Source organism: Blastopirellula marina (genome assembly GCF_002967715.1).
GTDB classification, from domain to species: domain Bacteria; phylum Planctomycetota; class Planctomycetia; order Pirellulales; family Pirellulaceae; genus Bremerella; species Bremerella marina_B.
The window spans coordinates 1-14,305 of record NZ_PUIA01000057.1; the positions used below are offsets into that span (position 1 = coordinate 1).

Here is a 14,305-nt window from a genome sequence, read left to right on the forward strand (position 1 = left end):
GTAGCGACAACGGCCCTGAGTTCATCAGCCGTCGCGTGCAGCAGTTCCTAAAGAAGATCGACGTGGGTTCGTCGTTCATCGAACCTGGCAGCCCGTGGCAGAATGGATACGTCGAAAGCTTCCACAGCCGCCTCCGCGACGAATGCCTGGACTGCGAACTGTTCGCGACGCTGGCCGAGGCCCGCACGATCATCACGGCGTGGAGACAAACATACAACCACCGTCGCCCGCACGGCAGTCTGGGCGGTCAGACCCCCGCAGACTTCGCGTCGCAGTGGCCTGCTTCCGTTCGGGCTACGCCCTCACTCCAGCAGCCCACTGCGATTCCTTTTACCCAATCCGAACTCTCATAACGGTGGGCCAGGTTTTTGGGGCATTTCAAGACCGACTGGCCCGTACTCTCCAGATTGCGCCTCATCGAGGGACAATTTACGGAAGCCATACTTGATCTTTTGTACATGTCCGCCCTTGTGAAATGAAAACGTCGCAGTGCGCCGTACTCGTCTACGTGCGTCTGGTATGTAGAGACCATGGCGGAGTGTGGCCATGCCCATTTGAATCTCCCAATCCGGATCAGCGGTATCTAGATTATCGCCGAACAGAATTACACGAGTACCAACGTCGACTGCGTCCTGGACGAAAATCCATTGGAGGCGAGGATTCCTGAAAATCTTGCTAAGATCCTCCGCAATCACTAGATCAACATTGCCCGTCGATATGAGATCCATGGCTTCTAGCGCAGTTGCACGATCAGCGATCAGTCCGCTTGATTGTTCCCCCAACTCCGTCAGGTCAAGAGGACCGTCGTAAATGCCTGACAAAACGTTCCGCACTGCTGCAAATGAGGATTGAAGATCCAACTGAGTTTTAGCCTCTGATTCCTTGGGCTTTGAAACTCGACCAATCGCAACCGTCACGAGAGGTCCATTAGGCACCCTGGGAATGAGAGGAGTGGGATAAATATACATCGACTTTTGGAACCTCTGTTGAATCGCAGAAATCCCGAGGTCAGACCGTTGTCACAGTGTGACAAAGAAAGCCACATTAGATGAGAGAACGTGACCAACGATGACCAAACCTGGCTATTCACAACTCGTTTAACGTCTTGGATTTATCGACGCAAACTCAATCTGTAACATAAGTTACAAAATAGCGTTTTCCGAATCCCGTTCTCTCCGCTTTCGGAATAAGGCTCGCCGTAAGGTCTTCACTTAAAAGGCTTTACGGCGAGCCTTATTTTTTATCCCAGTCGATTGGGACAAAATCGGTCATCATGAAAGATGGTTGGCTTGCTGCAGGGCGAAATACCTCACAAGCTAACACGAACCGTGGGAGGTCCGGTATCTTTTGTGGCAGTTACCCCAGTCAGGCGTAGCTAGTTAAACGCACCATATAAAAAAGCCCGATCGCAAGTATCAGAAGGGCTCGGATGTGGGGCCAGGGCAAGTTCCTGGCCCTTTGGGAGACGTTTGTTAATCGTTTTCCAAATAACTGAAGACAGATGCCCACCCCGGAAAGGGACGTGGCGATGCCGGCGGCAAAGAGGGCGATTATGCCATAGGCAACCCAGGGCTGGCCGGTAGAAAGACCTGTGAAGTAGGCGACCAAGGCCGATGGACAAGGTAGCAGCCCAACCGCGATCCCCAGCAAGGCAGTTGTTGAAAAGCTGTTTCTGCTGGAAGACTTTTCTAGAGAATTATTCGCACCAGGATTGCTCGACGACTCAAGTTGGATCAACTCGTTGTGTTCGCAGCAGGAGTCATGCTTGTGGTGGTGGCAGCAAGCCGTTTTCTTTCCCGACATTGCCTTCCACAACATCCAGGCCCCTACGCAGAGAACCAAGCCGGCGCTTATCCACTGTAGCAAGTCGGACACGAAATGCTCGTGGTGGTGGTCGCCAGACACGACGTGATGAGTCAGGTGCACCGCAAACGCAATCGCAAACAGGGAAAGCGAATGGGATAAAGCGGTGCTCAGTCCCATGACGACCGGGTGCCAGAGACTCCTCTTTTCTCCTGCCAGGTAAACCAACATGGCCGTCTTTCCATGCCCCGGTTCCAGGGCGTGGATGGCTCCCAGGAGAAAGGCAAATCCGAGAGTCAGTTCATGCGTGTGGTTATGCATCGTATTATCCTGTCAGGAAAAGCATGGGCGGTACGCAGCGGACAATCTCAAGACATTCTCGATTGGTTAGTGGGTTGCCATTTCCAGCGCAAAATCGCCGCACTATTGATAATGACGAATGCTTCGCCGATGTTCTGAAGGACCGCACCTGCGATAGGAGTAATCGTTCCGGCCGAGGCCATTCCGAGCATCAACAGCGTGAGTCCCGCACCGATGAGCACATTGCGGTGGATCGTTGCTTTGGTTTTGGCGGCTAGTACCATCGCCATGGGTAGTCGATCCAGTTGATGGGTCATCAGGACAATATCGGCGCTACGCATCGTAATGTCCGCACCGCCGACTCCCATCGCTACGCCAACATTGCCTGCGGCAAGTGCCGGGGCATCATTAATTCCGTCTCCCACGACCATGACGTTGTAGCCTGCCTGCTTTTCCAACTCGACCACTTGTAGTTTTTCGGATGGAAGTACCTCAGAAACAATCTCGTCGACACCGACCTCTTGGCCTATCTGCAAGGCTACCGCTGCACGGTCCCCTGTTAGCAGAACGGTGCGTTCGACCCGCAAGTCTCGCAGCAATTGGATTACCTGCGACGAGTCGGCACGTGCATGATCGGAAAGACAGATACATCCAAGTGGTCGTTTTGCCTCGCCAGAGATCTCGGCGGCCCAGACCATAGGGCCGAAGTGTTCGATCGCCTGCGTTTTAATTCCTTCCTGGTTGAGCCAGCTTTCACGCCCCAAGAGGACATTTCGTCCGTCCGGGTAGTGCATCCGAATACCTAGGCCAGGGACTTCTTCGACATCCTCGGCGTCAACGAAAGACAGATCTTGCTGTTTGCCATACCGGGCAATGGCCTTGGAAACGGGATGCTGGTTAATAGAGACGCCTGCCAGTACGGCCTGAACGACCTCTCGCTCCTCGCAGGAAAACGAAACAACACGACAAACATCCAATTGCCCGGTGGTCACAGTCCCAGTCTTGTCGAAAACGACACTATTGATCTCGCTCAGGGCCTCGAGGAACCGAGCATTCTTCACGAGAATGCCATGCCGGGATGCCACTGCCAGGGCTGCGACCATGGCCGCAGGACCGGCGATGAGAAATGGTCCAGGACAACCCACGACCAATACCGTGATGGCACGGGTCACATCGTGTGTGAGGAAAAGAGTAATGCCGGCGATCATCAATACGGCCAGAACAAAATACTTCGCATATTGTTCCACCAAACGAAGAACGCGCGTCTTCGACCGCTCGGCCTCTTGGAACAACTCTAAGACTTTCGCAAGGGTTGTGTCGTCACCGGTTGAAGTGACTCGGGCTCGGATCAACCCGTTCAAGTTCATGGAACCAGCGAAAACTTTCGAACCGGGACTGACTTCTTCTGGGGTCGATTCGCCAGTGATCGATGACTGATCAATTGCCGCATGTCCATGCAAAACAACGGCATCGGCTGGAATGCTTTCACCGGGCGCAATGACAATCGTATCTCCGACTCTCAACACCGATGCCGCGATGGAAAGTTCCGTTCCGTCTTCGGCAAGCCTGCGAGCAAGGTTCGACTGCAACGCTTGAAGACCAGCTATCGCCGAATTTGCGCCGAGGATGCTGCGTTCTTCCAGAAAGAACGCTACACTCAGTATCACCGGAACAATAACTGCCGTAGTAAAATCACCAATCGCGAATGCGGCAAGCGCCGCGATGCTTACCAACTGGGCGCTATAGTATTCTGGCGATTCGCGAAATAGCCCCCACAAGGCTTCCCATAGGATCGGAGCAAGTACCAGGAGTGCTGCCGCTGCCTGAAATGCTGCCCCCAGTGATAGCTGCTCGGCTGGCATTAAACGCTCAATCAGAATTCCAACCACCAGCAGCGATGCAGCGACTAAGGCCGTGCTGAAGCGAATGCTCATTCGCCACTTTTCGTATGTAGTGAGGCCAGCGTCGAGGTCGGTCTGGATTCTTTTCGCTACCGATACGGAACTCATGGGCCTTGCTCCTTGGCTGGGTTGCTAACAACAGAAGGAGACTTCTCTAAAGAACTCTTGGGAGAGATGACAATCCGAGTCCCTGGGGCTACAAACTTGAGACGCCCGACCGACTGCATAATCTGCTCCATGGCTTCCAGGTAGAGACGCGACCAAACCAATTCGGGATTAGCCAGGTACTGGGCATAGACTTTGTCAAAGAGGGTTACCTCCTCGTCTGCTTTGGTAGTCACATCGGTTTGGAAGCGGGTTGCCTCGTTGACCAGTGTATAGCGATCGGCCTCGGCCTTGGGGAGCGTTCGGGCGGCAAAGCCTTCGGCCTCGCGTTTTCGAGTTTCAATATGAATCTGTTCGCTCTGAACATTCTCGAATGCTTCGGCTAGTTGTGGCGTGGGAATAATCTCACGAAATTCAACCGCACTGACCTGGATGCCGATGCCAAGTTGATCGAGTCGTTGCTGGAGGCTGTCGCGAACTGCGATCGGCAAACGCTCGACCTCTTCCGCACGCGTTGAACGTTGCAAACGCAGAGTATCCATCGCATTCCAGCCAGCAATCGTCTGGACAATCGAAGCGGCAGCTGCCTCCTTGAGGATGTGTTCCGGCCGATCAGCTTGAAAGTGAAACGCAACCGGATCGGAAATCCGATATTTCACACGAACATTGGTCTGCAAAATGTGCTGGTCCCCACAAAGGACATAGCCATCACGAATTGGATCGAGTGCCGTTGCATTGTTACTGGCAGCACCAAGTTGCAGCCGATCGATCGCGACTTCCCTTTCTTCTTTGACAGGAATGCGAATGACCTCATCAATGGGATAAGGCAACGCCAACAAGATTCCAGGCGGCTGGACGTGGTCACCGGGTGTGTCGCCGACCAGCTTGCCAAAGCGCGTCAACAAGGCAACTTCGTTTGGTTGAACCATGGTAATGCCGGAACACCAGAACAGGATAATCAACAGTGCGGCAAGTAATCCAATGATCCGCATGCCGGCACCAACGCCGGCCCCGATCTGCTCGGTACGGCGGGAGCGGCTTTCTTTCGGCGGTGGTGGAAGAGGAAAATCACGTTGACCACTCATGGCTGGACCTCTGCCGTTCCCCTCGATGCGTCTTGAGGAATTTGGGCCGTGTGGTCTTGTGTCGTCGTCGACTGAGTGGACGGCAACGCCGTCTTAGGAAGGGATGGAGGTTGCGTTAGTAGGTCCATGAACCCTTCATTGGTGCGTAGGATAATTGTCGAGTCGCTTCCCAGGCTTCGCTTGAGTGCTTCCAACGAACGCCAATACCGGTAGAACTCTGGATCTCGCAGGTGAGCTTGTGCATAGATTTCGGATACCTTTTGCTCGGCATCGGCGCGAATACGGCCTGCTTCCAATCGGCCGTCTCGCAGAATCTCTTCGCTCCGCACAACGGCATCGTCGCGAATCGCGTTGGCATTTTTCTCGCCCAGGGCTCGCAGCTGCTTGGCTGCCGCTTCCCGTTCGGCTTTCATTTGGGCCAGCACTGCCGAGACATTGGAAGACTCGTAGGCAATTCGATTGATCCCGATTTGTAAAATCTGAATTCCGAACTTGTCGCGGGCATCCTGCTGCACATCTTCTAAAAGTAACTGTTCGATGCGTTCGGTTTGAAGTTGAGCCGAATCGGTTGAAACCAACGAGGATAGATCGTAACCGCCCATTCGCGTGTTCTTGGCGGCGGTAACCATTCCATCGATTTTGGCAGATACGGCTTCGACACTTCCGGAGGACTGAATAAACAGCAATGGGTCCGCGACGTTCCATACCACAAATGTCGAGAGAACCACGTTGCGGCGATCATGCGTTAGGGTTGCCGTGTAGGGTGTATTGAAGACATGTTGCCGCAAGTCGACTACGCGTGCTTCCTCGACGGGCCAAGGGAGTTTGAAATAGGCACCAGGTTCCATCAACTGCCGGGTTGGTTTGCCGAATCGAGTGACCACGACCGACGTCCCCTCGGCTACCTGCAGGTAGCAGGGATAGGCCACAAGCAGGATGAAGATCGAAATTCCCAGGCCGATCCTCATGACTCTCGTCCAGAGTGGTGCTGCCTGATTCGATTGATTTTCGATTGCGTTTTCCATGAGACGTATTGTGCCGACCAACTAAGGAGAAGGTGATGTGAGTGGTGGTATGACTGTAGGAGTTAAAGAGGTATTGGGTTCCGTAACGAGCACATCCTGAAGCTGAGAATCGATCACGTAGACCTGCCGCCCAGGCAGTGCTTTCTCGTAGGTATCGAACCAGAGTCGTGTTCGATACGTTTCCGGGGCTGCGCGATAGGCTTTGCTGGCTTCCGCAAAGTGAGACGCTTCTTGACCGGCCAGGCCGACACGCTTTGCGGCAGCCTGCTTGGCGGATGCGACGAGCGCAGCAGATTCTTTCTCCGCAGTGAGAAGCTTGGCTTGGGCGTCGCCGCGTGCTTGAATTACGATTCGCTCGGCATCGCTCTCGGCGTTGCTGACATCCAAATAGGCGTCGGCTGCTTCGACGGGGGGATGCAGACTCAGCAAACTGACATCCACGATCTCGATCCCCAACTGCATCTTCCGCGACTTCTCGGTCACCTTGCTGGCAATTCGCTGAACGAATGCCTGGCGATCCTCCGTAAGCACCTGATCAAGTGTCGCGTTCTCAGTTTCTTCTCTGAGCACCTGATAGGCGACAGCTTCGAGCGTCTGTGCTGGATCCGCATGCCGAACGAGATAGTCTTTTAACTGCTCAACGTTCTTACCAACCTGGTAATAGATCTGAGCGTTGACAGCGACCAACTCCGACTGAGTCCCCAGTACCAGGGCGAACTCATTGGCGTGGGGTTCCGTCCAGAGCATCGAGCGCAGATCGACGGCGACGACGGCCTTTTCATCCACCGGCTGCGAAAACCCAATTTGAAGCGTGCGGATCTCTCCCACAGATACACGCCGCACACCCCCAAATGGCCAAGGGTACTTCCAGTGCAAACCTGGCTGTAGCGGATCTTCTTGGACGCGTCCCAATACTTCGGAGAGTGCCAACTGGTCAGGCTGTACAATCACGAGCGAAGTCGACAACCATAACACCAGTAGCGATAGCAACAGAGCCACCGGCGTTGCCCGGCGGAAGAATCGAATCGACCAGGAAGACCGAAGACTCAACCCAAAACGCCGCTCTGCAATCTGAAACAATGTGTCAACAGGATTTAGTGACGACAGGAGAATTTCACGAAACAGCGAGTCGAGGGGCTGGGGCAATTCTTCAATGCTAGTGCTGGCAATGCGTTCCAGTTGGAACCAGGCGACCAGCAATCGCAGCACGCTCTCGCCGATTACGACGGCCAGGTAGACGTGAATGATGACGGCAAGCCATTGGGGGATACTCGCCAGACCCGACGAAGCCAGTTGAGCCGCTGCAGCGAGGAACCACCCCACGCGGGCCTCGTGAAGTGATAACCTGATCAACGCTAGATCGTTGGACGATTCCCCGGCAATCCCCTGGGTCACCTTCCCCAAAGCAGTCCACAAGCTTGCTGCCAGCACAGCGAGAATAGCCGAAGTCGCGATCTCTTGCGGAGAAAGTGGACGAGCGACTTCAACGCGACCAATAAGCAGTGACATGATCACGCCAACCAGCAGCACGACCAAAGCCCCAGCGGTAAATATCGTATGCAGCGACCAGGCTTCAATAGACGTAGGTTGTCCCGACGGAGTTGAAGCTCTGATGTCGATTGAGCGACGAGTCGACCATAGCAGGACGACCATCAGCAGCAGTTGAATCCCCAGACCGCGAAACAGTGCCGACTCACTATAGAACGCATAGCCAAAGGTTAACGCGGTACTGACGCCAACCATCCACAAAAGCTGCCCGATCCAAGCACGGACTTCAGGAGATGGGGGGATGTGCGAATCTTGCTCAGGCACACTACTCATGTCTTATCTCCCAAGCAGGCAACTCGGCACGATTGAAATTGATCGATCAATTCGTTTCCTCGTTCTCTCACTTCCGCATCAGTCAATTCGGCTTGAGTGAACTGTTTACGCGTCTTCCAAAGTAACTCACGAAGTGCGCGAATTTCGGTTGCCTGTTGACTATTGGGAACGCCCATCCTCAGAACCCACCCAACCGGCATCCGTGCAGCAACCGTATCCCACTCGGCAAGTTTCTGTTGGGCAACATGCGTCTTGTTGGTCTTCACCGCGATTACCGCGTCTGCGGATACCTTTTTCATTTGCTCGAACGATTCTTCCACGCCTGGGAAGATGGAATACATCAGCATGATGATTCCAACAGCGGCCACACCGATAAGCGATATGCCAACTTGCCCCGGCGTTAACTCGACATTCCAGCGACCAGCGGACGCTTTCGCCTCGGCCGCAGGGATAGGATCTTCACGAAAGCGAAGGCCCCGGGAGCGAACCACGATGCCCCACAACACAAGGATTCCTAATAGCGTGGTGCCGGCCTGCATGATCAGGTCGGTATGGTTCAGTTGTTGACTCAACGCCAGAGAGAACTGGTCGAACGTCGCGTGGTAGGGGCGGGCCAGTGTATCGAGGCCGTGGGTTTCCTCTTCGTCACCAGGGGACGGTGGAAACAAGGAATAAGTCCCGTAGCTGACAGTCGTTGCCAGAACGAGTGTTACCAGGAGAAGTGCCAGCGTACGCTGGGTTCCCCAAACCGAACGCATCGCCAGGACGGTACCTGCACACCACGCAACACCAAGTAGTTGCAGGACAATGGCACACGCGAACGCGAGGTGTGTGGAGTGAATGGCTGACACTGCCATGGTGAACGTGATGGGAGTTACCATCTGCGGCCCCGTCAACGCCATTGTTTCCAAAGGGCCTGTTGTATTCTGAAATGACAATATCTTCTCGAAGGCTCCAGACGGAATAAAACCGACTATCAGGCCTGAGATAACCATGCCGAGCAAGATGTAGACGATAGACCACCCAGTTACGATTTGCCCAGCCGCGACGGCGGTATTCCAGAGTCTCGTTGTGCCGTTGGTTACCTCGGGAACGTAAGTTGTATTAATGTTCTGGGGCTCATCGGAGAACCGCCCGGCAACCTCGGCAACGACAACGGCGTAGAAGCAGGCAACGAGTAGAAAGACACCAAATTGCCAGATAGGCAAAACGCTAATCGCGTAGAGAAGCGACAAGGGATTGAGCAATGGAGCAACAAGCCACAGCACGGCCAGGTCACGACGCGGCATACCTCCATCCGCAAGCTCCTTCGCGATTGGAATGACACCAAGAGCACACACTGGCACACATAAACCAGCTACCAGAAGACGAAACGTTCGCTCGAAGCTGCCGGCGGGGCCCATCCATGCCTGCAACGCGCGGTAGCCACCGCTGACGCGAATGGCCGCAGCACCAAGGATTCCGATGAGAATCGTGGCGGAAGACTCCACAAGAATGCGGACCATCGCTATCAGCAACGTAACGACCGACTGTTCGACCGAGAATGTGTACCAGAAATCTCCAAATGCCATGGATCAACCCCGCGTAACGGGAACAGGGACGGTTCGCAGCATTTCTTCAATAAGTTCCGCAGCATCGTCGAATTCGCCCGACAAGCGGACATTCAGTACGGGGTGAGCCATCTCTTGAATGTCGTCCGGCGTGACGAAGTCGCGACCATTCAAATGCGCCCAGGCCTGGGCCACGCGCTGCAAGGTCAATAGCCCACGAGGACTGACGCCCAGTGTGACTTCGCTGCGAGTGCGGGTGAATTCAGCCAGTTCGACCATATACCGCAAGAGGTTGTTCTCGATATGAACCTGGGCAACATGATTCTGCAGTTGTTGCAATTGCCTAGGCGTTAGCACGGTCCCAATATCTGCCCGCTCTCGATCGCCACGCTGGATATTGGAGGCCAGCATCTCGATCTCGTTCTCCTTGCCGGGGTAGCCAATGCTCAGCCGCATGGCAAACCGGTCGAGTTGGGCTTCCGGCAAGGGATACGCGCCGTGACTGTCAACAGGATTTTGGGTGGCGATCACAAAGAATGATTCCGACAGGCGGTGGCAATGCTTGTCGATGGTGACTTGCCGTTCCGCCATTGCTTCAAATAGCGAGGACTGCGTACGCGGCGTGGCACGATTAATTTCGTCGGCAAGCAGAACGTCGGAAAAGACCGGTCCCGGGACGAACTCGAACTCACGCGTCTTCTGGTTGAACATGTTGAAGCCAGTAACGTCGCTGGGCATCAAGTCCGGCGTGCACTGAACACGGGCAAAGTCACCTCCAATGGCAGTTGAAAGCGCCTTGGCAAGTGTAGTCTTTCCGAGGCCCGGCAGGTCTTCCAGCAGGATGTGCCCCCGAGCCAACACGCAGGCAATCACCTTCTCTACGACATCCTGCTTTCCCTTCAGGGTCTGATTTAGCGCTTGGCGAATGCCGTCGATCATTGGCTGAAATTCACACTCCCCTTCAGGGGCGAGAACTTGCAAATTATTTTCGGACACAGTTTTCACGATAGCTCCTTGGAAGCGGATGCTGGACTTTTCGGGGAAGGGGAATGAACAAACGCGGTGAAAGCTTCGTTGCAAACACGATCGATTTCGCGATGGGAGAATGGGCAACTTAACGCCGGTGAATAGAGCGCCCAATTTGTAGCAGCAACAAAGTCCTGCGAGATGGGTTGGCAGCACTCTTGAATCCATCGGGCAAAGGTCTTTCCTTGCGGACGACGGTGGCCTTGAATCCTCGCTCGCCACTGCATTAAACGCGCCGTCCAGAGGATTCGACTTCGATCGCTGCCAAACCAGGCGTACCGATTGGCCAGACGAAGTGCGATATCAGCCAGACGGGCGAACGCCACATAGACGATGACAACAAGAATGGCAGCAACGATGAGTGGTATCCAATTCCTGACGCACCACTGGCCTACAGCGATGCAGGCTGCCTGGATTCGCTGCCAAGGAGTCAGCCTCGGTGCTAACAGTTCGTAACCGGGGGTGGGTTCAACGGGATGCCATACTTTGCCATCCCAGGAGACTTCCACCCAGAAATGAGCGTCTTCCTTAGCGATGGGAGTTTGCCAGGTCCCGGCATCAAAATACTTGGGATCCGCGTAGAATCCGCTTACCACGCGTGATGTGTACCCCAATTCGCGTAGGAGAAGCGAGGTGGCCGTAGCAAAGAGGTAGTCAGGCCCCCGTTTCGCATCGAACAGAAACGTCTCAACAGGGAACTCGACATCCTCACTCAATTGGCTATCGGGCGCATGTGCGTATTCACTTCGTAGATGATCTCGCACCGCCGCGACCTGCTGCCATCCTGGTTGCAGACCGGCGGTTAACTGGTGAGCAAGTTCACGAATTCGTGGAACCGAAGTCTCCTGGTCTGGAAGCGAGATGCTTTGTTGAAGTTTGCTGGTTGCATAGTCGCTGAACAGCGTTTGGGAGCTAACCAGGAACGACTGCACCCGCATGACCGTAAGCTGCGGAATGAAGTCCACGGTTATCCGAGGATGCCCATCGACTGCCAAGCCAAACATATCCTCTCGATCGACATCCTTGATTTGAAAGCGTGCCAGATGCGGAGGGGATGGAATGCGATCTGTCTTTAAATTGATGAACTTCAGCAGATGCTCTTCGGTGGAATGGATGTGCTGGTCCGACAATGGACACGAAATGTTGTACCATGGCACTCCATCCTCCTTAATCAACTTGAGGGGAGGTTCATCGTGACTATCGGCTGCTTGTAAGTTGACGCCATCAAATTGATCATAGATGGTAGTCCGCAAATGCAGTGGCACGCGGCCTTTCACATAGAACAATGCGGGTGACTTTTTGTCTTCCAGCGCCTTTTGGCGGCGAGCCTCATTTCTTCGCAGCAGACTGAAGTCATTACCTTTTGACTTGCTCGTTGCAACACGTGAATGACGGTGCTCAAGATTCGACGGCGGAAGACTTACCGCCTTCTGAAGCGTTTTCTTCTTAATGACTGGGGCATCGTAAGTGTCATCAAACACGTCGAACAGGCTGGGCATCTTTGACTCAAGAAACACTTCGCTCTCGGTCGGCCCAAAGCTCATGGCATCCTTGGTTCCTTGAACCAGGTCGTCGCCATCGCCAACCCCTCCTTGCGAACGAGTGTCTGAAACGCGATTCCCTCCGGAACTGGGCATGAATCCGGCCAGAGCTCGTGTCGCGTGGTTCGTTCCTGCGATACCGATAGCAGTTGCGGCCAGTAGTACGGCCAGACAAAAAGCAAGCCCGATAGCCCCACGAGGAATCTCTGACTTAGTCCCTTCGGGAAATCTTCCGGATATCCGTTCCCAATAGGTGGTCACCAGGTAACCGACGCCAAGCACTGCGTAAACAATTCCGCAGATCGTTACCGACCAGTAAACACTCATGAAGACGCTTACTGCCATCAATGCCAGGCTCGTCAGAGTAGCCAAGTTGGCGATCCGTCGCTCAGCCCGGAACGGTAGAGAAGCAATCATGAGGTTGCGCAGGGCCAGGGACACTTGACCTTCGAACAGCTGACCTGCCCTGGGGAAAGCATGATAGAAAACTTGCTCGAGCGCGAAGTGACCGGCAACCACGGCAATCAATAGCCCTATCACGCGCGTGTCACGTATCGGATCGGGTGACGCCAAGTATCGGGCACCTAGCCAGGCGGCCGCAGCCACCATGGCAACTTCCAACCACTGCCACCAATGGCCTAGTTCGCCGTGGCTGATCGCCAACTGCACGCCCAACGCGGCAGTCAAAACCATCGCCAGATGAATTCTTTGGGTGAATTTATCAGCTACCACACCAAGCCTCCCGTCCCTTCACGGCCCACTGCGAAAGCAACTGGCGCGCAGCGCCGTCATGGCCTTCAACACAAATCCAAGGTTTGACATGTGCCAATACGGCCTGCTTCTGGGAAGCTTCTGGTGCCGCTCGAAAACCACCGCTTCGTAGAACAATTGTCCGCATGGTCAGCTTCTCGGATGGGCTGAGATCGGTAGCAACGGAAACCGACCAATCGCACCCATTGCCAGTCCTTCGCATGGTTGCCGGCTCTTTGGTTGGCTTGAGACGAGCCAACCGATCCATGGTCCGATGCATACTGGCCTGGGCACCAGTCATCAGTTCTTCGTGTGTCCCAAAGTCCAGCACGACGACGTTGTGTTGTTGAACGAGTTCTGTGGCAATACTCGCCGCAATGCGGATCGCCCATTCAAACGTGCTATCCGGCCCAAACCCTTGATGAGAATTGCGATCAAGATCGACGTAGATGCGTGCCCGAGTTTGAGCGGAACCTTGTCGCTCCAAAACGATGAATCGACCATGCCGGGCAGTTAGCGACCAATGAATAGTGCGGAGCGAATCTCCCTGTCGAAACGGGCGAACGCCGGTGCGTTCTCCTTCCTGGCCGGTCCGTTGATCGCTGGGGGACGTTACATTGCGATGGTTGCCTTGCGGTAATGGAAAGTTCGACAGGCGATACGTCTTCGGCCAGACCGTCAGTTCCTGCTGGACCTTCACGGGTCGCTTGGCTTTCCATAGCCCAAAGGGAAATTCAGTAACAATCCGTGGCGGAGCTTGTGGGTAGACGCCACGCTGGAGTGGTTGAAAGCGCCAGACGAATTCGCATCGCGACCAACCGGGAATCCGAGCCAGAGCCACCGCGGCGTCGCTCGCCGAGTCCTCGACAAAGAAGCCGTTTTCGATTGCTAAACCCCACACCGGAATGGGCCAGCGATTGACAATTTCGACAATGACTTCTGCCTTCTCTCCTTCGCGGCAACGACGTGTGCGGAACTTCAATTCACACGAAATGCCTCGCAGCCCAACCCACGGCCACACCACTCCCAGCCCAACTACAGCCAGGATCGTCAGTAGAAGCACGTAACCTTGAGGCGTCACAAAGATACCCATGGCCAATGCCACCGCAGCCAACACCAGCAAAATGCCGATCGGTGTCTTCAGCCAATAGACATACTTGTTCGCCCACGGCGTATAGTCACTGGTCAGCCAGGCCCAACGGCTATCAGACGTTTGAGTGGTACTCATCTTAGAAATCCCCAAGGAGTTGGCGTACAGAGCTTGCGGACCAGCGCAGACTCTGGAGTCTTCGATATCAACGAAGATCAATGACGCGACCACTTCGCCTATCTATGCGAAAGGGTGGTCTGAAATTAGCTTTCGTTCAGAGAGATCGAACTAGAATTCCACTACCCACA

Annotated in this window: 11 protein-coding genes; 1 reads left to right on the forward strand and 10 read right to left on the reverse strand. The window is 54.5% G+C overall.

What is annotated here, in order from left to right; genetic code table 11:
* Positions 1-353 (forward strand): integrase core domain-containing protein (locus tag C5Y96_RS17155; protein ID WP_146115703.1); only part of this gene is annotated, 353 nt, incomplete at its 5' end.
* Here the strand turns inward: C5Y96_RS17155 and C5Y96_RS17160 are convergent.
* The 10 genes from C5Y96_RS17160 to C5Y96_RS17205 form a co-directional block, all read right to left on the reverse strand.
* Positions 348-917: a recombinase family protein gene (locus C5Y96_RS17160; protein WP_158261282.1), complete on the reverse strand. Its 570-nt coding sequence runs from the start codon at positions 915-917 to the stop codon at positions 348-350. The genes C5Y96_RS17155 and C5Y96_RS17160 overlap by 6 nt on opposite strands.
* Positions 918-1,365: 448 nt before the next feature.
* Positions 1,366-2,124: a sulfite exporter TauE/SafE family protein gene (locus C5Y96_RS17165; protein ID WP_105355826.1), complete on the reverse strand. Its 759-nt coding sequence runs from the start codon at positions 2,122-2,124 to the stop codon at positions 1,366-1,368.
* A 47-nt stretch (positions 2,125-2,171) separates the two neighbouring features.
* On the reverse strand, positions 2,172-4,112 hold the full coding sequence (locus tag C5Y96_RS17170; protein WP_105355828.1) for a heavy metal translocating P-type ATPase: 1,941 nt from the start codon (positions 4,110-4,112) through the stop codon (positions 2,172-2,174).
* A complete protein-coding gene (hflK, locus tag C5Y96_RS17175) occupies positions 4,109-5,194 on the reverse strand; it encodes a protease modulator HflK (protein ID WP_105355838.1) in 1,086 nt (361 codons plus the stop codon). The genes C5Y96_RS17170 and hflK (C5Y96_RS17175) overlap by 4 nt, the downstream gene beginning before the upstream one ends.
* On the reverse strand, positions 5,191-6,162 hold the full coding sequence (gene hflC / locus C5Y96_RS17180) for a protease modulator HflC (protein ID WP_158261283.1): 972 nt from the start codon (positions 6,160-6,162) through the stop codon (positions 5,191-5,193). The genes hflK (C5Y96_RS17175) and hflC overlap by 4 nt, the downstream gene beginning before the upstream one ends.
* Positions 6,163-6,240: 78 nt before the next feature.
* The gene (hflK, locus tag C5Y96_RS17185) at positions 6,241-8,040 is read right to left on the reverse strand and encodes a protease modulator HflK (RefSeq protein WP_105355842.1); all 1,800 of its coding nucleotides are present in this window, start codon (positions 8,038-8,040) and stop codon (positions 6,241-6,243) included.
* A complete protein-coding gene (locus C5Y96_RS17190) occupies positions 8,037-9,611 on the reverse strand; it encodes a permease (RefSeq protein WP_105355845.1) in 1,575 nt (524 codons plus the stop codon). The genes hflK (C5Y96_RS17185) and C5Y96_RS17190 overlap by 4 nt, the downstream gene beginning before the upstream one ends.
* Before the next feature lie 3 nt (positions 9,612-9,614).
* Positions 9,615-10,529, reverse strand: a complete 915-nt coding sequence (locus tag C5Y96_RS17195; RefSeq protein WP_105356667.1) for an AAA family ATPase — start codon at positions 10,527-10,529, stop codon at positions 9,615-9,617.
* A 62-nt stretch (positions 10,530-10,591) separates the two neighbouring features.
* Positions 10,592-12,889, reverse strand: coding sequence for a transglutaminase-like domain-containing protein (locus C5Y96_RS17200; protein ID WP_146115704.1), 2,298 nt, complete (start codon positions 12,887-12,889; stop codon positions 10,592-10,594).
* Entirely contained in the window at positions 12,879-14,135 is a 1,257-nt protein-coding gene (locus C5Y96_RS17205; RefSeq protein WP_146115705.1) for a DUF58 domain-containing protein, read from the reverse strand. Before C5Y96_RS17205 ends, C5Y96_RS17200 begins: the two co-directional genes overlap by 11 nt.
* Positions 14,136-14,305 lie beyond the last annotated feature (170 nt).